This window comes from Coleofasciculus sp. A1-SPW-01 (assembly GCF_040217205.1).
Taxonomy (GTDB): Bacteria; Cyanobacteriota; Cyanobacteriia; order Cyanobacteriales; family Coleofasciculaceae; genus Coleofasciculus; species Coleofasciculus chthonoplastes_A.
In genome coordinates this window covers 1-22,544 of record NZ_JAVJNP010000060.1, presented here as the reverse complement: position 1 = coordinate 22,544, position 22,544 = coordinate 1, and the positions used below count along the sequence as shown (strand labels likewise).

Sequence of the window (22,544 nt, the reverse complement as noted above, 5' to 3'; positions counted from 1 at the left end):
AGTTCAGAAATACACTTACAATAAATCAGATGAAAAAGTTGGAGGAACGAGGTTATCTGCTAACGGAACAGGTAAACCCTCAAAGTCAAAATCTCGACCAGCTCACCTCGCTAGAGTTAGTGGATTTGTTTAATCGCGAGGATGAGGAAACGATTCGGGCGATCGCCGCCGTTAGAACTCAACTAGCACAAGCCATTGAGCGCACGGCAAAAGCCCTGAAACAAGGAGGGCGTCTCTTTTATGTCGGTGCAGGGACTAGCGGACGCTTAGGGGTACTGGATGCGGCTGAATGTCCTCCCACCTTTTGTACACATCCCGAACTGGTACAAGGTGTTATCGCTGGCGGTGCCGGGGCGTTAATCCGAAGTTCAGAAAACTTGGAAGATCGGGAAGAAGATGGCATCGAAGCGATCGCGCACCGTCAGGTGACGGAATTGGATGTGGTGGTGGGCATTACCGCAGGTGGGACAACACCCTATGTACGCGGGGCGTTGCAAGCGGCACGACAACGCGGCGCTACGACAATTTTGCTTGCCTGTGTCCCTGCTGAACAAGTCAGTTATGAGGTGGATTTAGATATTCGCTTACTCGTCGGTCCAGAAATTCTCGCGGGTTCGACACGCTTAAAAGCCGGAACTGTGACCAAAATGGCATTAAATATCCTGTCTACGGGTGTGATGGTGCAACTCGGCAAAGTTTACGGTAATCGCATGGTTGATGTCGCCGTCACCAATAAAAAACTCCATGACCGTGCTTTAAGAATTCTACAAGACCTGACTGACCTGAGTCGAGACGAAGCCGGATTTTTACTCGAACGCAGCGGACGCCGGGTGAAACTGGCACTGCTGATGCACTGGACAGGAGAAGATGCCCCAGTCTGCGATCGCCTGTTGAGTCAACAGCAAGGAAATCTCAGACAAGCCTTACTCAGTTACCAGAACAGTGGTGAGTGATTCATCAACAGCGACTTTCCGCAGCTTCCCTACTCAGCTACAGTAGAACTATTGGCTTTTGCTGCTACAAGTTTCATTAAACATGTTCAACGGATCAGAGACGACTGCAACAGTTTTACTTCTCCTTGTCGCCCTTGGTGTCATCGGTTGGGGATATAGGCGTGCCAGAACTTACGGCAAACTCGGCATCCTCGCCTGGTTGCAGTCCCTCGTGTTGACGGTTCCCTGGCTGATATTTTTTGTCCTATTGGCTGCCGGAATTTATCTGAATATTGTTGGTATCTTGTTTTTATTGGTGGTTTCAACCGGGATCTATATTTTCCTCGGTAAACGGTTGCGGGAAGAAGGTCAAGATGCCGTCTTGCAGAAGCGTGCCAACCAGTTACTCCATGAGAAATCTGATCCCAACGACAGTCAAGATGTGTCACGGCAAGAAGACACCTCAGCAACCGCTCCATCACCAGAGAGTAGTAGTCCCGCCGGGACTGAAGTGATACCCATTTCGCCAGAAGATCTGAAGACTATCCAGGGAATTTTTGGTATTGATACATTCTTTGCCACAGAAACCATTCCCTACCAGGAAGGGGTGATATTTAAGGGGAATCTGCGTGGCGGTGAGCCTGAGGCGGTGCATTCCCGTTTATCTGCCAGTTTAGAACAACGGTTGGATGATCGCTACCGACTCTTTTTAGTTGAAGATCCCGAAGGAAAACCCGTGGTGATTGTTCTACCCAGTAGCAATGATCCCCAACCGCTAACGATTCCTCAGAAAATTTTGGCAGGGGTGTTGCTGGTGGCTACCATTGTTACTAGCTTAGAAGCGGCTGGATTTTTGCTCAATTTTGATTTGTTTACCGCACCTGAACGGGTGAAGGAAACCTTGCCCTTAGGTTTGGGGATTTGCACAGTTTTGGCAGTTCACGAACTCGGTCATTGGTGGGCAGCACGGCGTCATCAGGTTCGCCTGAGTTTCCCATTTTTTATTCCCAGTTTACAAATCGGTTCCTTTGGGGCAATCACCCGTTTTGAATCATTGGTTCCTAACCGTAAAGCTTTATTTGACATTGCCTTAGCTGGACCGGCGGCGGGTGGGATTGCGTCTGTTTTCCTACTGCTGTTGGGCTTGGTTTTGTCTCATCAAGGCAGTACCTTTCAGGTTCCGGCTCAATTTTTCCAAGGTTCGGTTTTGGTTGGTGGGTTAGCCCGGATTATTTTGGGGAATTCTCTGCAAGCACCCCTTGTTGACGTTCATCCCTTAACTATTATGGGTTGGTTGGGGTTAGTGATTAGCGCGTTGAATTTAATGCCAGCGGGACAGTTAGATGGGGGGCGGGTTGTTCAGGCTATCTATGGACGCAAAACAGCTCGCCGCACGACGATTGCGACATTGGTCATCTTGGGAATTGTGGCATTAGCGAATCCCTCTAATCCATTGATTTTGTATTGGGCAATTATCATTTTGTTTTTGCAGCGTTCTTTGGAGCGTCCGAGTCTCAATGAAATTACGGAACCAGATGATACGAGAGCAATTTTAGGCTTAGTGGCGCTATTTTTAATGGTGGCAACATTGATTCCGTTCACGCCAGCGTTAGCGGTGCGTTTGGGTATTGGTAGTTAAGAGGTGCGGGGATTGTAGAGACGCGCTTTTGAAGCGTCTGAGAAGCCAATCTGTAGGGGCGGGTTTTACCCATAACGTTTCGGCACAAACCACTAACTTAACTAAACCCGCCCCGACCAAGTTTTGAGGTTTCCTGTGACGGAGGGTGTTTTATGAGTTCAGTCATCACTACCCCACTAACTGAGTTTCTGTCTCAACCCAATATCGAGTCTTCTCCGGCTTGGGAGTTTCTAAATGGGTGTGCTATCCAAAAGCCAATGCCGACTCTGTTTCACTCGCGCCTACAACGCAATCTGGTTAATTACATCAACCGTCATACTGACGAGTTTGAAGCGGTTCAAGAGTTACGCTGTTTAGTGCCTCCCTACTCCCCCGTACCTGATATTTCTATTATTGCGATCGCGCGTCTTCCTGATCAGGATAGACCGTTCGATGGCACACCAGACTGGCTGATTGAAATTCGCTCCCCTGACCAAAGTACCCTAGACTTACAGAAGAAGATTCTCCATTGTCTGAGCAACGGCACACAATTAGCTTGGTTAATTGACCCCACCCGTCAACAGATATGGGTTTGGCAGGGGGATGATCTGCCGCTGGTATGCTCAGGATTGGATAGGTTGCCGACTTTGGGTAATTTGCCTGAACTTACTGTCAATTCGGTAATGGCAATGACCCAGCGACAGTCAGGAATTGAAGCCGTTTAACCCGGCGGCGGCTAATTACTGGTTAATTTTAATAGCTAATCCCAAAAGAGATCCAGTAGATAATGAATTAATTAGTTTGCAAGCTGTAGCTGCTGTGAATTGGAGTTATCATTTCAAAGTAAGAAACTACAAAGACAAGAAAACAGCTTACAAATCATCTTATTACTTAATCGAACAGAAAAATGTAATATTTACTGATATAGGAATTTTGGAATTAGTTGTTGAAAAAATTAAATAGTAGGCTCTCCTGTAATGAGTATAAATAGTGCGATCGCTTGATCGTGTAGGGTGCGTTAGCTAAAAGCGTAACGCACCTTCTCAATTGCCGATGGGATGTCCACGAATACCTAACCCCAAGAGTGATCGCATTTTGTTTGATTTATTGACAGGAGTGCAATGGCGAAACACCCATACTTTGGAGTTCGCCTTCTACTACCGTCATGCCATTTTTCCAAAGCTCATACTCACTCAGATCGATATCTTCATTCCACACAATCCCGTAGCCCCCTTGCTCAACCTTAAAGTTCTTGAAAAATGCAGGTTTACGAAGTGGAGCAAACTGAGGATTTCCGAAAAGATGAATAATATCATATTTCTTAACTTCTTGATTCGTAAATTCAATCACCAAGGTGTGATCGTTAATGGCTTTTGCTTGGCAAATTTTTGGGTATTTCATACTAGCTATTTTTAGTCTACTTTAAAGGAGGTAGAACCGGGCAATCTCTGGCATAATTTATTCAATCACGATTATTGACTTACCCTAATTTTATAGGTAACATTGTAGCCATGGCAATCGAAATTGAACGAAAATTTTTAGTTAAAGGCGATCAATGGCGCACCCTTGGTCAAGGAATGCTCTATCGTCAAGGTTATATTGCTACTCATAACCTGACGACGGTGCGCGTGCGTTTAGTTGGAGATCAGGGCTATCTGACAATTAAAGGGAAAACCGAGAGTTTTTCCAGAGTCGAGTACGAGTATCCTATTCCTGGATCAGATGCTCAAGAAATGCTAGAGACATTGTGCGATCGCCCTTTGATTGAAAAAACGCGCTATAGGATAGAGTGTAAGGGTTTAGTCTGGGAAGTGGATGAGTTTATGGGTGAGAATGAAGGATTAATTTTTGCCGAAGTCGAACTAACTGATGAAAATCAAGATGTAGAGTTACCGGATTGGATTGGTCAAGAAGTAACTGGAGATCCTCACTATTACAATGCTAATTTAGTCCGGCATCCATTTAGTCAGTGGTCATAAATGTAGGGGCGGGTTTAGGGACTCAATTCACATATTCCCCCATAACTTAACAACAAAACCCGCCCTGCCTCACCCATAAATTTATATGATGTCCGGCTTTCTCACCCCTAATACAGCAGTTTGCTCTGCTAAGTTTGCTCTGCTATGCGGTACATTGTCGATCCCCCTAAATCCCCCTTAAAAAGGGGGACTTTGATCTACTGTACTTTATTACAGCGCTTTGCGCTGTAAAAATGTACGGGCTTGGTTACCAAGCCCCTACTCACTATGGCGGTTACTATATTACTCGCCAAACTGCTGTATGTATTCTGCCGTTATTTCCGGCTTTTCTAGGTGCGGGACATGACCACAGTCATCAATCCATAGTAGTTGAGAATTAGGAATAGCCGCTTCAAACTTGTGAGCATATTTTGTTCCCAAAATTCGGTCATCTTTCCCCCATAAAATCAACGTCGGCTGCTGAACTTGGGTAAGTTTTTGACCAAACGGCGGATATCCCCCACTTTTGGTAAATGAAATTAATGCCTGATGCCATCCCGGCATTTCTAGATGCAGCGCAGCACAAAGTAAAGCATCAACAGAAACAAATCTGGGATCACAATAGGCGTTCTTACTAATATTTTCCCGCACCTTGGGACGCCGCAAAAACTCAACCGCCCAATAATCCAAGGGGGGAAACAGGAATTTGCCAAGAGGCGGGGGACTGGTGAAACCTGCACTATCCAGCAATACCAGCTTTTTCACGGCTTGGGGATAGGTTAAGGTGAAATCAATCGCCGCCGCCCCTCCCATCGACGCCCCAACTAGAATTACGGGGACTTCTATTTGGGTTTTCCAGAAATAATAAAGATGAGTGGTGATGGCGCTGGCGCTAAACGTGATCTCAGATATCCGATTCGTAAAGCCAAATCCCAATAAATCTACCGCCCATGTTTCCTGGTGTTCAGCTAATTTGGGAAACAGGCGGCGGAATTCAAAGATGGAACTATCAAAGCCATGTAATAACAGGATGGGTGTTCCCCCTTTTCCCTGATGAACATAAGTGGTGGCAATGGGTTGGGGGTTCAGGGGTGTGAGAATATCTTGGCGTGCGATCGCCTGAGCAAGGGCAATTGAGGTAGACTCAGTAAGCTGCTGGATTTGGGCGGGAAGGAAATTGGCAAACATGAAGTGAAAGTGAGTTTCGACCCAACACTAGGCTCAATGGGTGGGCGGGTTTAGGAACAAATATTTGAAATTATATCAAGTCTTGTTTAATTTTGCATTCATCGGTAGAAGTCCAAGTAGAGACGTTACATGCAACGTCTCTACAATGGTGCGGATGTATCCTAACAGCTATGGCGATTGCAATAACTATCATAAAAGTAAAACTTAAAATTTATCGAGCATAAAATTACAGTGGTTTACTAAAATACATTTGATTCAAATAAATAGGTTAGTGGAAATAAACTTAACTAGATTGAATTTTGTCAACACGCCTCAAACCCTTACATAAGACGTAGCTTGCTTCTTTTCGGGAAGCGAGTATTACGAATGATAATCCCCACCGTTAACTTTAATTATCCCTACCTAATTACTCTGTTAGCCTGTCTGGTGCTAATGGCTACAGCAATCCTGAATACGAACTGACACTCTAGGGGATGTTAGTCTGAAGTAGGGTTTTGATTATCTATGCACCTCCTATGTATATCAAAACAATATACCACCTGATTGCCCAGGAGTTGAGGCAAACGTCCCTGGGAAGCATCCTGATTATCCTCCTTGTTGTGCCAATTGCCGCAATGGTAGGGTCAGTGGGATATTTGACGTTCAGCAATGGACAAGCTTTCCATGGGGTAGCTTCTCAATTAGCTTACGAAATTAGCGATCGCGTTCAGCCATCCTTCGCCCCTGAATCAGCGACGTCTCATCTCAGTCCAATCAGTTTACCCAATCGACCAACTATACAACCCGATCCAGTCAACTCGAACATTATAAATTTTATCGGCAATTCCTCTAGTCATGTAATTTTAGCTAAAACCAACAAATTTTTTCAGCATAACGCTATTAACACGCGCACGACGATTAGTTTATGTCTAGGACTATTCGTGAGCACGACATGGATGATCATTTTGATCACACGTTGGCTAAGAAAGTCAACCTCCCAGTCATTTAGCACAGTCCAAGAAAATGCTCGTACTAAGGACTTATTTGAATCGATATTTAATGAATCGGCTGATGGCATTTTTCTGGTCAATGCAGAAACTCTGGTCATTTCCGATTGCAATCACCGTGCTGTGGAACTCTTTGAAGCCCAAAGTAAGCAAGAATTACTCAATACCGAGGGGCATCTTCTCCAAAAAAAAAGATTTACGACCGGACAACTCCGTTCTATCGCCAATCAGGTTAAGCGCTACGGCTTTTGGCAGCAAGAGTTAGAATATGTCAGTAAAAAAGGTAACGTATTTTGGGGTAACTTAGCCATTCGACAAATTGATGTGGCAGGTCAGCCAATGCATCTGGTACGGGTGACCGATATTACCCCACGCAAACAAGCCGAAGCAGCGCTACGGATTCGCCAACGCCAAGACGCCGCGATCGCGCAACTGGGTCAAGAGGCATTAATTGAGGCAGATTTATCACTCTTAATGGATTGGACAGTCACTCTAGTTTCCCAAACGTTGAATGTAGACTATTGCCAAATTCTGCAACGTTTACCCAATGGTGAGGAATTGCTTCTTGTAGCCGGATTCGGTTGGCAAGCGGGATTAGTGGGTCAAGCTACAGTGAGTGCTGGAAAAGAATCTCAATTCGGTTATAGTTTGGTCTGTTGGGAACCGATTATTGTCACAGACTTACCCACAGAGACACGGTTTCAGGGTTCACCTTTACTCCAGGATCATGGGATTGTCAGTGGGATGAGTACGAGAATTCCCGGTCAAAATCAACCCTTTGGCGTATTAGCGGTTCATACCACCCAAAAACGCCAATTCACCGATGATGATATTTACTTTTTGCAAGCCATTGCCAATATCATTGCCACAGCCATTGAACGCAAACGCACAGAGGAAGCCTTACGGGAGAGTGCGGTGCGGGAGAGGGCGATCGCGACAGTTTTGCAACGGATGCGTCAAACCCTAGATATTGACAAGATATTCACAGCGACAACAGAAGAATTGCGCCATGTCTTGAGGTGCGATCGCGTCGCCATCTATCGGTTCAATCCGGATTGGAGTGGCGAGTTTGTCGCCGAGTCTGTGGCGGATGGCTGGGTGACGTTAACCCTTGAACAGCAAAATAACCCGGATCTCAAAGCCGATGCCCTAGAATCAGAAAATTGTACTATCAAAACCTTGGATGGCGCAGAAAACCTCTCTATTTCAAGTTTCCATCCCCAAATTTATCCGCCCTATTCTCATCCAAACGTTAAAATTACCAATCCCCAATTGGATAACTCGCTACAGGATACCTATCTAAAAGATACTCAAGGTGGTGCTTACAGCCAAGGTGCAAGTTATCGAGTTGTCGAAGATATTTATAACGCTGGATTTACTCCCTGTTATATCGAACTACTGGAACAATTTCAAGCCCGATCCTACATTATTGCTCCCATATTTTGTGGTAAAAAACTTTGGGGATTACTTGCTACCTATCAAAATTCCAGTCCTCGCGCTTGGCGAAAATCGGAAATCAGTGTCGTGGTGCAAATAGCCACTCAGTTTGGCGTCGCCGTACAGCAAGCACAATTATTACAGAAAACTCAGGAACAAGCGTTAGATCTAGAACTCACTTTAAATCAACTCAAACGCACCCAAGCCCAATTGGTTCATAGCGAAAAAATGTCCAGTCTTGGGCAAATGGTTGCTGGTGTGGCACACGAAATTAACAATCCGGTTAGTTTTATTTACGGTAATTTGACTCCTGCTAAGGAATATGTTCAAGATTTAGTTCGTTTGATTCAAACTTATCAAAAGACCTACCCCACTCCCACCGCAGAACTTCAACAACTGATTGAAGAAATTGATCTAGACTTTCTGCTCGACGATTGGCAAAATTTGCTCAAATCCATGCAAATTGGCACTGATCGCATCCGTGCCATTGTTCTCTCGTTAAGAAACTTCTCCCGCTTGGATGAAAAAGAAATCAAGAAAGTTGATATTCATGAAGGGATTGATAATACCCTTTTAATTTTACAGCATCGATTCAAGGCAGCGGGTAATGCCCAAGGGATTCAGGTAATTAAACACTATACTCAACTCCCATTAGTCACCTGTTATGCCAGTCAATTAAATCAGGTATTTATGAATATCTTGAATAATGCGATCGATGCTTTGGAGAACAAATCATCACCACGAATAATTACTATCTCTACTGAAGTCGATACAGGGAAACAACAGAAAATAACGAACAATGGACAACCGGAAACAGACTTTATTGTTATCCGAATTACCGACAATGGTTCAGGTATCAACGAAGATATTATGCCGAAAATATTTGATCCATTTTTTACTACCAAGCCTGTCGGTAGTGGTACAGGATTAGGATTATCGATTAGTCATCAGATTGTCGTCGAAAAACACCAAGGGCAAATTTATTGCACTTCGACTCTTGGACAAGGTACCGAATTTATTGTAAAAATTCCATTGTGATTTGTCATTGGTCATTGGTCATACTCGCTTTAGCGAGAAGCAAGCTACGTCATTTGTCATTCGTTGGCTCCTCTAGCTTCCCCAGCTCCCCCAGCTCCCCCAGCTCCCCTAGCTTCCAGACGTAGCATGCTACGTCTCTACATTGCTTCCCCTGCTTCCCCTACACCTTTACCGCCAGCGCAGTTGTAAATACCCGCGTTCAGGTTGCTGCAATTCCTCATCAGTTAGCCATTCCACAGACTTATACGTTCCGAAAACCCGATCCCACCAATCAACAGCTAAACCAAAATTGTGATGCCACATTTGATATTTGTGGTGGACATAGTGAACAGGCATTTTCATCCAGAAACACTTGGTTGGATTTTCGTGCTGTAGCTGATGGGCATAAGCAGAAAAGGCAGCATAAAAAAGTCCACCCAGGAACCAACCGAGTCCAACTTGCCACGAATAGAAAAATAGGAGGCACATAACAATAAAGCTACCCCGCACATAATCCCGGAACTCCCACAGCACCCCCTGTCCTTCATTGCGGCGGTGATGATCCCGGTGACGTTCACCAATGCGGGCATTCGCGTGCATCAAGCGATGCATCCAATACTCCACGAAAGAAGCGAGGACAAATGCCAGAACAAAACAGATGATTGGGCTAATCAACTCTTTTTCCTCACACGTTCGACTAATTCATTGAGCGATAATTTGCTTATCAGTATATTATCGGTCATTTGTCATTCGTCATACTCGCTTTCATCGAGAAGCAAGCTACGTCTTATGTCTTATGTCTTTTGTTATACTCGCTTCCCGAAAAGCACTCTAATCGGGGCGGGTTTAGTTATATCAGGGTGACAAGCAAATGTTACAGCGCTTCGCGCTGTCATGAAGTACAGTAAGTAGATCAAAGTCCCCCTTTTTAAGGGGGATTTAGGGGGATCGACAATGTACCGCATAGCAGAGCAAACTGCTGTAATGGTAAAACCCGCCCCTACACACAGGGCGGGTTTTGCAGCCAAGCTAAGGATAACAACCAATATTAGTCCCTAAACCCGCCCCTACTCTCCCCCATCTGACACACCGAGCGAAGTCGAGGTGTTCCCCATCTGACACACCGAGCGAAGTCGAGGTGTTCCCCATCTCCCCCATCTCCCCTACCCCTGTGCTAAATTCCGGGGTGGAATCGTTCGCCCTTCGTAGAATCGCCGTTCCAGCCTACCCAATCCGAACCAGCCGAAGCCAGCAATTAACGCGACTCCACTGGAGACAATGGCGGCTACCGTTGCCGTTTTGTCAAAAAATAGTGCCAGTAACGGGATAATCGCCCAAGCCATTGCCCCTACAACCGCAACCCATCTCCGAATCTGGCGAATTCTCACCAAGGCAGTGCTACAACTTTTACACTTAACCGTATGAGAGTGATAGCGGTCTAGTAAAGTCTCCTGTGATAATCGGGGAGGTAAGGGTTGGTCTGTAAATGGGTCTGCATTGTACTGATTCACCCACTGGCGCAACTCAAACACAAACCGATCAGCTTTAGTGGGTAGGTAAAACGCTTTGCTGAAATTGGCACTTCCGCCTTTGGATTCCAGGTAATGTTCCTGATAATGGAGAAAAATTTGGTCATCTTCCAAAACCCCATTCTGCCCAATGTGAGAGTACCATCGAGGCGTGAGTTTAATAAAGAAACCGGGGAGTTTAGACGCAAATTTAAAGGGAAAACGAGCAAATATGCGACATTCTCCCTTGCGAATCGGCGTTGCGTACACCACCGTCATGGTTCTGCCAAATTGTTTCGAGGTGAGGTCATGCCACATTAATGTGGGGGCAATAAATGTGGTGTCTTGGCGTCCTAGGGTTCCTTTACGGGGTCCTTGTTCCCAAACCCCTTTAAACCCTTGTTTCCCGGATTCCGTGACCTCTAGCTCAACCGGACTGGCGTAGGCGCGATCGCTCACCGAGCGGTGGTGGGTAAAGGGAACATGGCTCACATCTAGGACGTTTTCCAGTAATGTTAAGGCATCATAGGGTAAGTCCCGAAACGTGTCGATACAAACCCATCCCTCCGGGGAATCATCTAAGGGTTCGACGATGGGAACCTTGACATTGGGCGCGTTTTCTGGGTTGCCGGGATAAACAAATAATAGCCCTTGACATTCAGTCGTGGGTAAGGCTGTAACACAGGCGCGTTGAGAGGTTTGGGCGCTACTGTCTTCGGTTTGTTGCGGAATGCGATCGCACGTTCCTGCTCCGGTGAATGCCCAACCATGATAGGGACATTCCAGCAGTCCATCTTCAGCAATCCTACCTTGTGACAGAGGTGCGAGTCGATGGGGACATTGATCGTCAAAGACACGCCAGCGATCGGCAACCTTGTCCCACCAGATCACTAAATCTCGACCCAGCAGCGTGAATTGCGTGGGTTGAGACTGATCTAAATCCTTAAGGTAATGAACGGGATACCAGGCTTCTGTGTGATCGAAGGAATTGGTCATGAGTTAGGCAATAGGGTATTCTCAAAGGCTCCTTGTTTCATCATAAAAAATATATTCCGCTTCCCTCCCCTTGCAGGGGAGGGCTAGGGAGGGGTCATATCATGTCCGCTTCAAGAGTTATCATTCCCTTGTTCCTTCCCTTGTGCCCTCTGCCTTTTGCGATATTACATTTTGCTGATAATCTTCTGCACAATCTGCATTCCCGTCACCGCTTGCCAGCCAAACAGTCCTAAAAGCCCTGCATTCAGGGCAATATGGCTATAACGTGCCCAATTATGTCCTTTTTGCATGAAGGGTGTCAGAGACGCTGAGGTGGCAATGATGGCAGTCATACTTAAGCCAACCAGCAAGTGGGGACCGAAAAACAACTTGCCGTTGTTGATATAAGTCACCGCCATTGCCCCAACGGTACTAATCACCATAAAGGCTAACAGGGCTGAACCAATTTGATGGTGTTTGATATTGTATTTGCCCTTGACTAGCTCTTTTCGGAGTTCACCTTCTGCCGTTCTCGTCTGTTGAATTTTGATCCCCAGATACAGGGCATAAATGGCAGTTGCCAGCAAGAGCCACATCACTATAGGGTGAAAGAATTGAGAGTAAACTTTAATCGGTTCTGGGATGTCGAAGTTCATAAGCTTCTTGGAGCAATTTTAATATAGTGACAAAAGTTAACATAGCATAGCTGCGGTTTCGTCTAAAGTCTGATAACGAAACTGGCTTCCCTCCCAAGAGGTAGATTTCCCCTGCAATTAGACAACAGCGATGATCCAAAACACTGATGGCTTACTGCTGAAAGCCGCCCAAAGTGGTAACTTGACCCAAATCCAAGCCCTACTGAGTCAGGGGGTGAATATCGATGCGACTGATCGCGATGGCACAACAGCATTGATGATCGCCGCTCAACGGGGTTATACCGAAATCGTGCGATCGCTCATTGCCACAGGTGCTAATGTTAACCTGCCGCGAAAACGGTACAGTTTAACCGCACTCATGCTAGCCGTCGCCGCGAATCAGGTGGATGCAGTGGAAACGCTAATTGCCGCAGGTGCTGATGTTAACGCCAAGAATGAAGATAGTAGCACGGCGCTGATGGTGGCGGCACATAAAGGTCATCTCCAGTTGGTGCAACGCTTACTACAAGCAGGTGCCGATGTCAATATCCAAGATAAAGATAACGATAACGCCCTAAAGCTAGCGGCGGAAAGTGGTCATGTTCAAATTGTCAACATCTTACTCGAAGCTGGGGCAGATGGCACACTCAGTTCAGAGGCATTGCTGCTGGCGGCGAGTGAGGGTCATACTCAGATGGTGAACCGATTGCTGGAGGGTGGGTTTGATGCCAATACTCGCAACATTGATGGCAGAACCGCACTCATCCAGGCGGCGGAGTTAGGTTATTTACCGATTATTCAGTCATTGTTGGCGCATGGTGCTGATGTCAATTTGCAAGATGAGGATGGTGAAACGGCGCTGACGTTAGCGGCGGATCAAGGGCATAGGTTGGTGGTTCAAGCTTTAGTCGCAGGGGGTGCGGATGTCAATCACCCCAATCCCAGGGGGGGAACGGCGCTAATGGCGGCAGCAGCCGGGGGTCATTGTGACATTGTGTGGGTATTACTGGAGGCGGGGGCAGAGATTAATCTCCAGGATGCGGATGGGGAGACAGCCTTACATTTAGCCTCGGTAGAAGGTCATGCTGCGGTTGTGGAGGCGTTACTCCCGCGTAATGCTAACGTAGACCTGAAAAATAAGCTCGGTGACACCCCACTGATGCTAGCCGCTTTACATGGTCACACAGAGATTGCGATCGCGCTAGTGCAACATGGCGCTAACGTAAATGCCAGCAATCAAGGCGAAACTCCACTCACCCTTGCCCTATCTCAGGGGTATCCCGAAATGGTAACGGTATTGCTCAAAGCGGGAGCAAATGCCAATATGACCGATATAAAAGGGAAAACCCTGTTAATGAAGGTGGCTGACCAAGGGGATAGTGAACTGATACGCTCATTATTAGCAGCCGGGGTTGATGTGAATCAGCGAGATAGTGCTGGGGCGACAGCCTTAATGTGGGCAGCCCATCGGGGTTATATTCCCGCCGTGAAATGTTTATTAGATGCAGGTGCAGATGTCACCCTCAAAAATCGGGGGGGCTATACAGCGATGATGATTGCTGAATTTAATGGGTATCCGGAAGTCGTGGGTATTCTGAAAGCAGCAGGGGCGGCTGAGTAGAAAGGGATAAGGGAGATGGGGAACACCTCGACTTTGCTCGGTGTGTCAGATGGGGAAGAGTAGGGGCGGGTTTAGGGACTAATATTGGTTGTTATCCCTAGCTTGGCTGCAAAACCCGCCCTGATAAAGTGCAAGAAATATTCGACAAATGACGAATGACGAATAAATCATGAGTGCGCCATCGCTATACTGGACGCTGATTCGTTTAGATCCCATCGCTGGATGTACACGAGAGGTTATCCCAGCCGCGAAAACGTTCTGCCAAACTCAATTTCCCCAATTCGTCTCTGAGGGAAATGTTCCAGACAAACCAATTCAGCGCCAATTAATCCAATGGAGTCGCGGTGAGGAATCAACAGATTATCCCGAATTTTCCACCCTAGCCCAACTCTGCTTGCGCTGCTTTGTTTCCCGACAAATTGAACTGAAACAGCATCGGGAATTGAATCGTTTTCTCCTGGAACAAGGAGTGTATTTAATTAGTGATTGGGCAATTTTAAACGATACGACACCCAATCAACTCTCGCGCATCTATCGGGATTTTCATCACCTAACCGATCGCGAAATTCAGCAGGCGCGTATTCTGCTCAGAAGTTATCATAGCATCTACCGTCGCGATCGCAACGTCAGTCAATTACCGGATTTTCGTACCAATTTGGTCAAATGTGGTTCCATCCCATCATTGACTTTTCTATTCCACCTGCACAGGTTTATCACGGGATTAGTTTACAGCTTTATATTACCAGTGCTATCTTGTTACCTTGTTTGATTCCTGGGGCGGCTTTGGGGATTTATATCCTACCAATAAGCCGCAAATAGTGTAGCTTAAAGTCCAGCTAGAGTGAGAAAAAGGCGTCGGTATCTGGAGAGATTATTCCTTATGCTTCGCTTCATTCTCCAATGACATCGGGAGCGTGGTGAATGGGACGCGATCGCTTCTTGGGGAGATGATATAATCCTATTAAATTATCAGGCAATGAACGGGAGCGAAGCCTCTCATGTTGTTGAGTGCAAGCTAGAGAGAGGAAAAGGCATCAGCCTTGGGAGAGATTCTTCATTCCGCTTCGCTCCATTCAGAATGACAGAAGTGGAAATGGCTCCATTTAGAATGACAGCAGGGGAAACAACTCTATTCAGAATGACAGAATGGGGAACTGATAAATAACAAAGGACAAATGACGAATGACAAAGGACAAACTAGGTTTATTGTCAATCACATTAACCAGTTGCCTGGTTGGATATCAGCTATTTCTACCCAGGATAACCCTAGCTCAAAGTCAACCCTTACCCTGGTCAGAGTTATATCAAACTGACTCATCATCCGACAATACCCCTGAACCCCCAGCGCGGGGAAGAACGGGAGGAAGTCGGGGTCCAGTTTGTCCAATTTCTCCCGCCTATAATCCCTTAGCCATTCCCTTAGTTTGGAGTAATCGCCCATTATTTATGTGGCAAGTTAAACAGGGAGAACAGATTGGCAAATTTGAACTGTGGCATCATGTTACTCAGGATGTAGTGTGGAGTAAACCCGTGAGTTCATCTGAGACTACGCTTTTGTATGATGGGGAAGCGCTGCAACCGGGAGAGCGTTACTATTGGGTATTATTTAACGAGGATTCTGTTCCCCTTTACCGACTCGCCTTTCAGATGGTGGATCGACAGACACGCGATCGCATTTCCTCTGAGTTGATGATCATAGAGGCACAATTGCAAGAAGAAGGAGCGTCAGCCGAGGCGATAGCTTATGCTAAAGCTGAGTATTTTGCCACTCGTCAGATGTGGGCAGATGTGTTGCAACAGGCGTACAGTGTAGAGAATCCGTCAATGGCGTTGACTGATTTTCTTGAGATAACTCGCCAGCAGTTTTGTTCGGGTTAATCTTGTTTTTTCAATATTAAATAAGAGCCGATTAACCAACTGTAGGGGCGACCCGCTTAGATTAATGAAAAATACCAGTCTACTCAATGGAATTGGGTCGCCCTCTACTATTAGTGCATAGCATCTTCCCGTCAGATGTATAAACAGGTAGAAACCCTTAAGCGGCTATCGATATGACTTATCCACGAACAACCCAGAATGAATGTCGTACCTGGGCAAGAAGTATACAGCACTACATACTATATTGCGGTGGATTGCCAGAATCAGATTTATCAAGTGCGTTTTGAGCGGTTTCTGGATGCCGACGGACAAACGCTTGAAGATTATAACTATGGAGAAGATGGCAGAGGAGGTGTACCCAATTCAGGTTCTCCGGAAGAAGCCTCACTCAAGTTTGTTTGCTCAAAGTAATAAAGCTACAATAGTGCCATAGAATTGGCGACATTTCTGAGCGCAAGCCTTTGGGCATAGTTTGTTTGGCGCACGTCAGTAGGGCGCACGTCGGTGCGCCCCTACGTTATGGCATAAAAATAAATGAATTAACACGATTTTTCCTTCCTAAATAGGACTTACGCAAAGGCTCTAGATGTAGGGTGTGTTAGCGTAGCGTAACGCACCTTAACCAATATATATATGGTGTAGCTGCGTAAGTCCTGCTAAATTAACCCAACTCAATGTACTCAGTGATATGATCCAACAATTGCAAACTGACTCAACCACCGATATTATCTACCCCGACAGCGATGGTCAACCGATGGCAGACAACACAAAACAATTTCGCTGGATTGTTACCGTTAAGGAAAATATAGAAATATTATTTGCTGCTAATGCTGATGTATTCGTAGCTGGCGATTTACTTTGGTATCCCATTCAGGGAAAACCGAAAACGTGCCAAGCCCCTGATGTGATGGTTGTCTTCGGTAGACCGAAAGGTGACAGAGGTTCCTATCAGCAATGGCGAGAAGATAATATTACCCCCCAAGTTGTCTTTGAGATTCTATCGCCAGGGAACCGTGCCAAAAAGATGGCAGAAAAACTCTTATTCTATCAACGTTACGGTGTTGAGGAATATTACATTTATGATCCAGATGACATCGAATTAACTGGCTTATTGCGATCTGGAGAATGGTTAGACCCCATTGAAGATATGAATGGATGGGTCAGTCCACGATTAGGAATCCGGTTTGAACTCACCCCTGATACCCTGGTTATTTATCGCCCCGATGGACAACGATTTCTTACCCCAGTTGAACTCGATTATCTCAGAGAACAGGAACGTCAACGGGCAGAAGCAGAACGTCAACGCGCCGAGGAAGCAATGGCTGAACTGGAACAAGAACAACAGCGCTATCAAGCGTTGATGGAGAAACTACGAGCTAGAGGAATTGACCCAGAACAATTGTAAGTGTGATCCGCTAAGACAAATTTACATTGTGTAAGTTTAAGAACGATTGACAAAACTTAGTAGGGTGGGCAATGCCCACCTTACATACCGAAAACTCGCCCACATTAGGTTAAAGTCCTAACGACGAACCGCTCAACTTGTGCATAGCAATTGATGCCTCAGAAGTATAGAGGATTAGAACGCGAAGACTGAGGATCATCAATCATGAGTCAAGTTTCTCTCCGCCAGAGTACGTTAGTTATTTTATCCAGCCTCTTGGCACTCGGTACAGTTGCCTGTAGTAATCATAATCCGATTATTTCAACTAGCGAAGCTGCCAATACTCCATCTCAATCCGCACCAGAGAACACCTCCTCAACCCCTCAGCCCTCGCCATCCCCAGCGACGGCAAAATCCCCTAATTTTTATCAACAAGCCTTGGATACAGTCACAGGTGCCACGGTGATTGGGGAACAAGCATTTGTGCGCGAGGATTGGGTATTAGCTACAAGCCGTTGGCAAGAAGCGATTCGATTATTAAAGGCTGTACCCGCCTCTAGCCCAGACTATGGGGCGGCTCAAACAAAGCTGAAAGAATATCAAGGGTATCTCGCCGTCACCCAAGCCAAAGCCGCACCCCCACCGTCTAAATCTTGTTCAAGTAACACCAATCCTCATTTTTTCTTTGCGCCAATTCAACACCGAATTGGAGGGATTCCCGTCATTGAAGTGACATTCAATGATCAGTATCGGTTTAACATGATGCTCGATACGGGTGCTAGTAAAACTCTGATTACTGAGTCAATAGCTACCGCATTAAACTTACCCGTTGTTGGCATGGATTTAGCCACAATTGCCGATGGTTCCGTGGTTCTGCTCCCGGTTAGTCAGGTTAAATCTAAAGAAATTGATGGTCGTGTTCTCAGAGATCTGCCTGTCGCGATCGCACCGCCAGAATTGGAGATGGGATTGTTAGGACATGATTTCTTGAAAGGCTACGATGTGATTATTAAAGAGACTGTGGTGGAATTTCGTCGTCAGCCGGGAGTGAAAGCCACAACGAAATTAAAGTCAGCTAAATCGTGTCAACTTGACACGACACCCGCCTTTTTCTCTGTCCCGATTAAGCGCCGGGATCATGAAACACCTGTTATTGAAGTCGCGTTTAACAGCAATCAAAAATTTGACATGATTTTTGATACGGGGGCGACAAGTACGCTGATTACTCAGGAGATGGCAAAGCAATTAGACGTACCCTTGATGGGAACCAATAAAGTTAAAATTGCTGATGGTTCAGTCGTTACGTTACCTGTGGCTTTAGTGGAATCTCAGAAAATCAGTAGTCGGGTAAAAACGGATGTGGTGGTATCGGTTGCACCTCCGGCTCAAACCATTGGATTGCTGGGACAAGACTTTTTTGAGGGTTATGATGTTACCGTCAAGAAAAACGTGATTGAATTTCGGCGTCAACGTTACAGCAATTAGGATTAGGGGTTGTGTTGAATCTGCGCGATCGCGCCACACAATCCCCTACATAAAATACCCTTACTCCATTCACAGAACAATCCTGATCAAGCCCAACTACTAGACATTTCATGCTCACGATAATAAAATAATGTGGCTCCCAGGGGCTTGGGGTTCAGCGACACTTATTCATGGAACTTACACTACATTGGTATTTATTAATCATCCTGTGAGTATTATTCTTGCCCTTTTAATGGTGATTATAGGAGTTGTTCTATCCATTCTGTTGATGAAAAATCTCACACCGAAAAACCAACCTAATCCAATCGACGCCAAACCCAGATTGAAAGACATTGCCCAACAAGGCAATCCCCACGCGATCGCTAGATTAATTAACCGTTCTTTGAAGCCCAAAGGAATTACCGCTAAAGTGGCTTTAGAGAAAGGGTGCTTGCAGGTAATGCTGACATCAAATCAAGTGCCAAGCCTGAATTTAGCTAAGGTGATTCATCAAGGCTTAATCCGTTTAGAGGTTAAATCCATTGAGCGAGTCAAGGTGTATGGAAAACAGGTTAACGATGATATTCCCGATTGGCATCAAGAATTTGAATTAGTCATTCCTATCTCTCCTAAAAAAAATCCTCCGGGAAGACTTAGCCACTTAATCCGAAAACTCTATACCCCGTTTAATCCAGTCAAACTTTCAGCACTCATAACTTTGACGGCTATTAGTTTAGTCAGCCTCAGTTATGTCACCCCCAAAATTATCGATAAAGTGGCAACAATTCAGTCTCCTCAAATGACTCAATCTCAGTTAAGCCTAACGTCAGAGGAGTCACCCCAGTACGAACCAGAAATCGCGGCAGCTAAACAAGCCGTACAAGCTAATCCCCAGAATTATCAAGCCTGGTACAATTTAGGTCAAATTCTATCCGAACTGGAATACTATCCTGAAGCACTTGCAGCCTATGACCAGGCGTTAAAACTTAACCCAAATGACGTGAAGTCCTGGAGTGGTCTTAGTTTAACCTTGAGACGAGTAGAGCGTTTTGAGGAAGCGCTAGTCGCGGCGAAAAAAGCACTAAAAATCAATCGTAATTTTGCTGAAGGATGGAAAGATAAATGTGGAGCATTATTGACGTTAAACCGAAATCATGAAGCGCTGGTAGCTTGTGAAAAAGCGGTTCAATTAAACCCTGATTTCCCGCAAGCGTGGTCTAACCGAGGGCTTGTCTTGGTAGAGCTTAAACGGTATCACGCAGCCCTTAAATCTTATAATAGAGCTGTTAAACTTAAACCCGATTACTCTAATGCTTGGTTTAATCGAGCCTTGGTTTTAGAAAAAATGCAACAATTTGAGGAAGCAAAGGCGTCCTGTGATAAAGCTATTCAATACGAGCCAAATTCAGGTGCAGCTTGGTACACTCGAGGAGTTTTACTAGGTAAATTGCAACAATATGAAGAAGCATTAGAGTCATACAACCAAGCTCTAAAAATTGACCCTTACGATAGTTGGGCATGGAATAATCGAGGTCTGGTCTTAGAAAGCTTGCAACGGCATGATGAAGCACTCAAATCTTATCAAAAAGCCATTCAAATCGCTAACATTCCTGTGGCTTGGTATAATCGAGGACGTTTACTTGAACGAAAGGGACAGTACCAAGAAGCATTAGCGGCTTACAATACAGCGATTCAACTCTATCCTAACTACAAAGCAGCTATCACAAATCGAGATAACTTATTACGTCGATTAGAACGCTAATGAATCAGCTCAATTACATAGAACGAGCCAAGGGTGGAGATGCTCAAGCTATTGCTTTTCTACTCAACCGTTCTCTTGCCCCAAAAGGCATCACGGTTAAAGCTAATATCAAAGTGAATTGCCTACGGATTATGCTGGAATCTTCCCAAGTGCTGTCTCAACCTGCAATGGTTAAGTTTGTACATCAGGGGTTGAAAAAGTTGCAGCCAGACTCTATCAAAACGGTAACAATTTATGGCAAACAAACCCATCTCGATTTTCCCACCTGGAGTCAGGAGTTGAATTTAGATGAGTCACCTCAACCTATTCTCAACCATTCTCCGCCAGAGGAATCTAACTCAATGTTAGTAATTTGTCCAGGGGAATTTGATCAAAACATAGAACACACCGAGAAAACAACCCATCAAAATCACGTTGATGGAAAACTAGAAACCCCAAACGTGAACCTATCTGATACGACAGTGGTTACGGCACAGATGTATCAAACCCCTGAAATCGCCAATTCTCTCAGCAAAGCCAGCCCTAAATCAAAATATAAACGCCCAAAAATCCCTATTCCCAAACAGATAAGTCGCGTTTTAATCGCTGTTATAGGGTTAGAGATTTGTTTCAATAGCTTCTTTGTAATTTACGCCGTAGTTTGGGCAACATCTTACTATATTTATGACCTATTGGATGTAGCCGATACCACAGGCATCCTCATCTATTTAATTCACCGCCTGGTAATTTTCATTGACGGGTTCTGGAACCCTCTAGAATTAATCAGTGATTGGACTTATACCATTATCTTTCTTCTGAGTTTGGTTTGGCTGCATCGTGTTCATGCGTATCTTAGAAGTCACGAACCTGACTATCCGATCACGCCTTGGGGAGCGGTTGCTCGCTTTGCGATTCCATTTTATAGCCTTTGGGGAATCTGGAATACGTTGAACACATTAGCCCAGCGACTTAAACAGGAGGCTAAGTTAGCCCATCTCGGTACATCCTTGAGTCGGTGGATACCGTGGTTATATATCACATTGTTTGGTTCCAATATTTTAGATCAAATGTACTGGCATGGGGTCAACAATGGGAATCAAAATTCTTTCTATCCCTGGTTATTCTTCGCCTATGCGAGTACCACTCTCTTCCTCTCTCTGGTTTGGCTAAAAATTGTGCGGATTATCTGGCAAGTTATAGCTAAAACGGGCAATAGGCAATAGATACCGATAGCCTGTGTGGGAGTGCGACACTCTTTGGGGGTGTTAAGCTGTTCGGCATTTAAACCATAATGTCAATAATGGAGAAATTTTTGCCGTAGTGCGAGCATCTTGCTCGCTGCATTGAGCATCTTGCTCGCTGCATTGAGCATCTTGCTCGCTGCATTGAGCATCTTGCTCGCTGCATTGAGCATCTTGCTCGCTACCCATTCCCAATTTAAATGCATGACAGCTTAACCCGTTGAACGTGAGTCTAGCCGCGTTTCCCAGTGTCCTGAGTTTGGGGTAGATTTCCGTACTAGGTTGTTGTTTTGCATACCTCCTGCACCTTCAGCAGTATATAGATTATAGAGCGGTTCCCAGGTGTATGAGGTCAACCCAAGCTTAGGGGCGCAAGGCTTGCGCCCTTACCGATGTACCCCATCAAACTGGAAATCCCTATAGAACATTTTGGTTAAGATTTATGAACTATCAAAGCATTTGCCTGACTGTCTTGATAACCCTTCTGTCTTCTCTGATGTCTCCCAGGGTTCTGAGTACCACTGCAATGTCTTCGGAACCCACGCCATCTACGGGGAATGGAGTGGTGAAACCAGAAGCGAGTCAGTCTGGAGAAGCTGAACAAACTGTTACTAGCCAAACAACCGCAAAAACAGACTTGGATACAGAATCTGATGCTGTCATTAACGGTATAGTTCAAAGCATTTTTAGTCAAGGTTCGATGCTGGAAACAGAACAACAATCCATCAAAAAATTAGAGCAGGCACTTGAGATTATACCAACCATAGAAAGCGATCGCTATAAGGCTGAAGCGCTATCCAATATAATTGCTGCTTCTGACAATATAGCAGCCCTAAATAGGTCGCAACAGATATAATAGTAATAACACATCCCTAGTAAAAAGACAAAAGATGAACATTATAGATGAATTGGCTAATTTTATCAATCAGACAAAAGAGACCAAAGAAATTAAAAGAGCCTT

General features: G+C 45.3%; 21 protein-coding genes. 15 read left to right on the top strand and 6 right to left on the bottom strand.

From position 1 onward, the window contains the following. Nucleotides 1-29: 29 nt before the first annotated feature. The 4 genes from murQ (at nucleotide 30) to RH949_RS09760 (ending at nucleotide 3,513) form a co-directional block, all read left to right on the top strand. The gene (gene murQ, locus RH949_RS09775; protein ID WP_006098392.1) at nucleotides 30-953 is read left to right on the top strand and encodes an N-acetylmuramic acid 6-phosphate etherase; all 924 of its coding nucleotides are present in this window, start codon (nucleotides 30-32) and stop codon (nucleotides 951-953) included. A gap of 82 nt (nucleotides 954-1,035) precedes the next feature. After that, entirely contained in the window at nucleotides 1,036-2,571 is a 1,536-nt protein-coding gene (locus RH949_RS09770) for a site-2 protease family protein (protein ID WP_446352748.1), read from the top strand. A gap of 152 nt (nucleotides 2,572-2,723) precedes the next feature. Further along, the gene (locus tag RH949_RS09765; protein ID WP_446352746.1) at nucleotides 2,724-3,275 is read left to right on the top strand and encodes a Uma2 family endonuclease; all 552 of its coding nucleotides are present in this window, start codon (nucleotides 2,724-2,726) and stop codon (nucleotides 3,273-3,275) included. Next, nucleotides 3,262-3,513, top strand: coding sequence for a hypothetical protein (locus RH949_RS09760; protein WP_446342467.1), 252 nt, complete (start codon nucleotides 3,262-3,264; stop codon nucleotides 3,511-3,513). Before RH949_RS09765 ends, RH949_RS09760 begins: the two co-directional genes overlap by 14 nt. Nucleotides 3,514-3,654: 141 nt before the next feature. Here the strand turns inward: RH949_RS09760 and RH949_RS09755 are convergent, their stop codons facing one another. Continuing rightward, complete coding sequence (locus RH949_RS09755; RefSeq protein WP_446342465.1) at nucleotides 3,655-3,951, bottom strand: DUF2442 domain-containing protein; 297 nt, start codon at nucleotides 3,949-3,951, stop codon at nucleotides 3,655-3,657. 110 nt (nucleotides 3,952-4,061) lie between these two features. On the opposite strand from RH949_RS09755, the gene RH949_RS09750 reads away from it, so the two are divergent. Next, nucleotides 4,062-4,529, top strand: a complete 468-nt coding sequence (locus tag RH949_RS09750; protein ID WP_446352744.1) for a CYTH domain-containing protein — start codon at nucleotides 4,062-4,064, stop codon at nucleotides 4,527-4,529. Nucleotides 4,530-4,811: 282 nt separating this feature from the next. Here the strand turns inward: RH949_RS09750 and RH949_RS09745 are convergent, their stop codons facing one another. Continuing rightward, a complete protein-coding gene (locus RH949_RS09745) occupies nucleotides 4,812-5,696 on the bottom strand; it encodes an alpha/beta fold hydrolase (RefSeq protein WP_446352741.1) in 885 nt (294 codons plus the stop codon). 515 nt (nucleotides 5,697-6,211) lie between these two features. On the opposite strand from RH949_RS09745, the gene RH949_RS09740 reads away from it, so the two are divergent. Beyond that, nucleotides 6,212-9,157 carry a GAF domain-containing sensor histidine kinase gene (locus RH949_RS09740; RefSeq protein WP_446352739.1) on the top strand — a complete coding sequence of 982 codons (2,946 nt, stop codon included), beginning with the start codon at nucleotides 6,212-6,214 and terminating at the stop codon, nucleotides 9,155-9,157. A 168-nt stretch (nucleotides 9,158-9,325) separates the two neighbouring features. Here the strand turns inward: RH949_RS09740 and RH949_RS09735 are convergent, their stop codons facing one another. From RH949_RS09735 to RH949_RS09725, 3 genes are all read right to left on the bottom strand, one after another. Then, a complete protein-coding gene (locus RH949_RS09735) occupies nucleotides 9,326-9,811 on the bottom strand; it encodes a sterol desaturase family protein (RefSeq protein WP_006098637.1) in 486 nt (161 codons plus the stop codon). A gap of 488 nt (nucleotides 9,812-10,299) precedes the next feature. Then, nucleotides 10,300-11,640 carry an aromatic ring-hydroxylating dioxygenase subunit alpha gene (locus RH949_RS09730; RefSeq protein WP_446352737.1) on the bottom strand — a complete coding sequence of 447 codons (1,341 nt, stop codon included), beginning with the start codon at nucleotides 11,638-11,640 and terminating at the stop codon, nucleotides 10,300-10,302. Between the two features lie 164 nt (nucleotides 11,641-11,804). Further along, nucleotides 11,805-12,275, bottom strand: coding sequence for a DUF4079 domain-containing protein (locus tag RH949_RS09725; protein WP_006098591.1), 471 nt, complete (start codon nucleotides 12,273-12,275; stop codon nucleotides 11,805-11,807). Between the two features lie 130 nt (nucleotides 12,276-12,405). Between RH949_RS09725 and RH949_RS09720 the strand changes: the two genes are divergently transcribed. The 8 genes from RH949_RS09720 to RH949_RS09685 all read left to right on the top strand — a co-directional run bounded on the left by RH949_RS09720 (nucleotide 12,406) and on the right by RH949_RS09685 (nucleotide 21,565). Then, nucleotides 12,406-13,875 (top strand): ankyrin repeat domain-containing protein, encoded by a 1,470-nt coding sequence (locus RH949_RS09720; protein WP_446352734.1) that lies wholly within the window; start codon nucleotides 12,406-12,408, stop codon nucleotides 13,873-13,875. Nucleotides 13,876-14,044: 169 nt separating this feature from the next. Then, entirely contained in the window at nucleotides 14,045-14,644 is a 600-nt protein-coding gene (locus RH949_RS09715) for a hypothetical protein (RefSeq protein WP_446352732.1), read from the top strand. A 413-nt stretch (nucleotides 14,645-15,057) separates the two neighbouring features. Then, complete coding sequence (locus RH949_RS09710) at nucleotides 15,058-15,753, top strand: hypothetical protein (RefSeq protein ID WP_446352730.1); 696 nt, start codon at nucleotides 15,058-15,060, stop codon at nucleotides 15,751-15,753. 198 nt (nucleotides 15,754-15,951) lie between these two features. Next, nucleotides 15,952-16,164, top strand: coding sequence for a hypothetical protein (locus tag RH949_RS09705; RefSeq protein WP_446352728.1), 213 nt, complete (start codon nucleotides 15,952-15,954; stop codon nucleotides 16,162-16,164). 277 nt (nucleotides 16,165-16,441) lie between these two features. Then, on the top strand, nucleotides 16,442-17,158 hold the full coding sequence (locus RH949_RS09700) for a Uma2 family endonuclease (protein WP_446352726.1): 717 nt from the start codon (nucleotides 16,442-16,444) through the stop codon (nucleotides 17,156-17,158). A 204-nt stretch (nucleotides 17,159-17,362) separates the two neighbouring features. Continuing rightward, nucleotides 17,363-18,622 (top strand): retropepsin-like aspartic protease family protein, encoded by a 1,260-nt coding sequence (locus RH949_RS09695; RefSeq protein WP_446352724.1) that lies wholly within the window; start codon nucleotides 17,363-17,365, stop codon nucleotides 18,620-18,622. 130 nt (nucleotides 18,623-18,752) lie between these two features. Continuing rightward, nucleotides 18,753-20,363, top strand: a complete 1,611-nt coding sequence (locus RH949_RS09690) for a tetratricopeptide repeat protein (protein WP_446352722.1) — start codon at nucleotides 18,753-18,755, stop codon at nucleotides 20,361-20,363. Then, a complete protein-coding gene (locus RH949_RS09685; protein WP_446352720.1) occupies nucleotides 20,363-21,565 on the top strand; it encodes a hypothetical protein in 1,203 nt (400 codons plus the stop codon). Before RH949_RS09690 ends, RH949_RS09685 begins: the two co-directional genes overlap by 1 nt. 42 nt (nucleotides 21,566-21,607) lie before the next feature. Here the strand turns inward: RH949_RS09685 and RH949_RS09680 are convergent, their stop codons facing one another. Further along, nucleotides 21,608-21,772: a hypothetical protein gene (locus tag RH949_RS09680; protein WP_446352718.1), complete on the bottom strand. Its 165-nt coding sequence runs from the start codon at nucleotides 21,770-21,772 to the stop codon at nucleotides 21,608-21,610. A gap of 337 nt (nucleotides 21,773-22,109) precedes the next feature. Between RH949_RS09680 and RH949_RS09675 the strand changes: the two genes are divergently transcribed. Beyond that, a complete protein-coding gene (locus RH949_RS09675; RefSeq protein ID WP_446352716.1) occupies nucleotides 22,110-22,439 on the top strand; it encodes a hypothetical protein in 330 nt (109 codons plus the stop codon). The last annotated feature ends 105 nt before the right edge of the window (nucleotides 22,440-22,544 follow it).

Bases quoted from the DNA above. Each gene is read 5' to 3' on its own strand.
- murQ (WP_006098392.1), top strand. From the start codon at position 30: ATGAAAAAGTTGGAGGAACGAGGTTATCTGCTAACGGAACAGGTAAAC.
- RH949_RS09770 (WP_446352748.1), top strand. From the start codon at position 1,036: ATGTTCAACGGATCAGAGACGACTGCAACAGTTTTACTTCTCCTTGTC.
- RH949_RS09765 (WP_446352746.1), top strand. From the start codon at position 2,724: ATGAGTTCAGTCATCACTACCCCACTAACTGAGTTTCTGTCTCAACCC.
- RH949_RS09755 (WP_446342465.1), bottom strand. From the start codon at position 3,951: ATGAAATACCCAAAAATTTGCCAAGCAAAAGCCATTAACGATCACACC.
- RH949_RS09750 (WP_446352744.1), top strand. From the start codon at position 4,062: ATGGCAATCGAAATTGAACGAAAATTTTTAGTTAAAGGCGATCAATGG.
- RH949_RS09745 (WP_446352741.1), bottom strand. From the start codon at position 5,696: ATGTTTGCCAATTTCCTTCCCGCCCAAATCCAGCAGCTTACTGAGTCT.
- RH949_RS09740 (WP_446352739.1), top strand. From the start codon at position 6,212: ATGTATATCAAAACAATATACCACCTGATTGCCCAGGAGTTGAGGCAA.
- RH949_RS09730 (WP_446352737.1), bottom strand. From the start codon at position 11,640: ATGACCAATTCCTTCGATCACACAGAAGCCTGGTATCCCGTTCATTAC.
- RH949_RS09725 (WP_006098591.1), bottom strand. From the start codon at position 12,275: ATGAACTTCGACATCCCAGAACCGATTAAAGTTTACTCTCAATTCTTT.
- RH949_RS09720 (WP_446352734.1), top strand. From the start codon at position 12,406: ATGATCCAAAACACTGATGGCTTACTGCTGAAAGCCGCCCAAAGTGGT.
- RH949_RS09715 (WP_446352732.1), top strand. From the start codon at position 14,045: ATGAGTGCGCCATCGCTATACTGGACGCTGATTCGTTTAGATCCCATC.
- RH949_RS09710 (WP_446352730.1), top strand. From the start codon at position 15,058: ATGACAAAGGACAAACTAGGTTTATTGTCAATCACATTAACCAGTTGC.
- RH949_RS09705 (WP_446352728.1), top strand. From the start codon at position 15,952: ATGAATGTCGTACCTGGGCAAGAAGTATACAGCACTACATACTATATT.
- RH949_RS09700 (WP_446352726.1), top strand. From the start codon at position 16,442: ATGATCCAACAATTGCAAACTGACTCAACCACCGATATTATCTACCCC.
- RH949_RS09695 (WP_446352724.1), top strand. From the start codon at position 17,363: ATGAGTCAAGTTTCTCTCCGCCAGAGTACGTTAGTTATTTTATCCAGC.
- RH949_RS09690 (WP_446352722.1), top strand. From the start codon at position 18,753: ATGTGGCTCCCAGGGGCTTGGGGTTCAGCGACACTTATTCATGGAACT.
- RH949_RS09685 (WP_446352720.1), top strand. From the start codon at position 20,363: ATGAATCAGCTCAATTACATAGAACGAGCCAAGGGTGGAGATGCTCAA.
- RH949_RS09680 (WP_446352718.1), bottom strand. From the start codon at position 21,772: ATGGGTAGCGAGCAAGATGCTCAATGCAGCGAGCAAGATGCTCAATGC.
- RH949_RS09675 (WP_446352716.1), top strand. From the start codon at position 22,110: ATGTCTTCGGAACCCACGCCATCTACGGGGAATGGAGTGGTGAAACCA.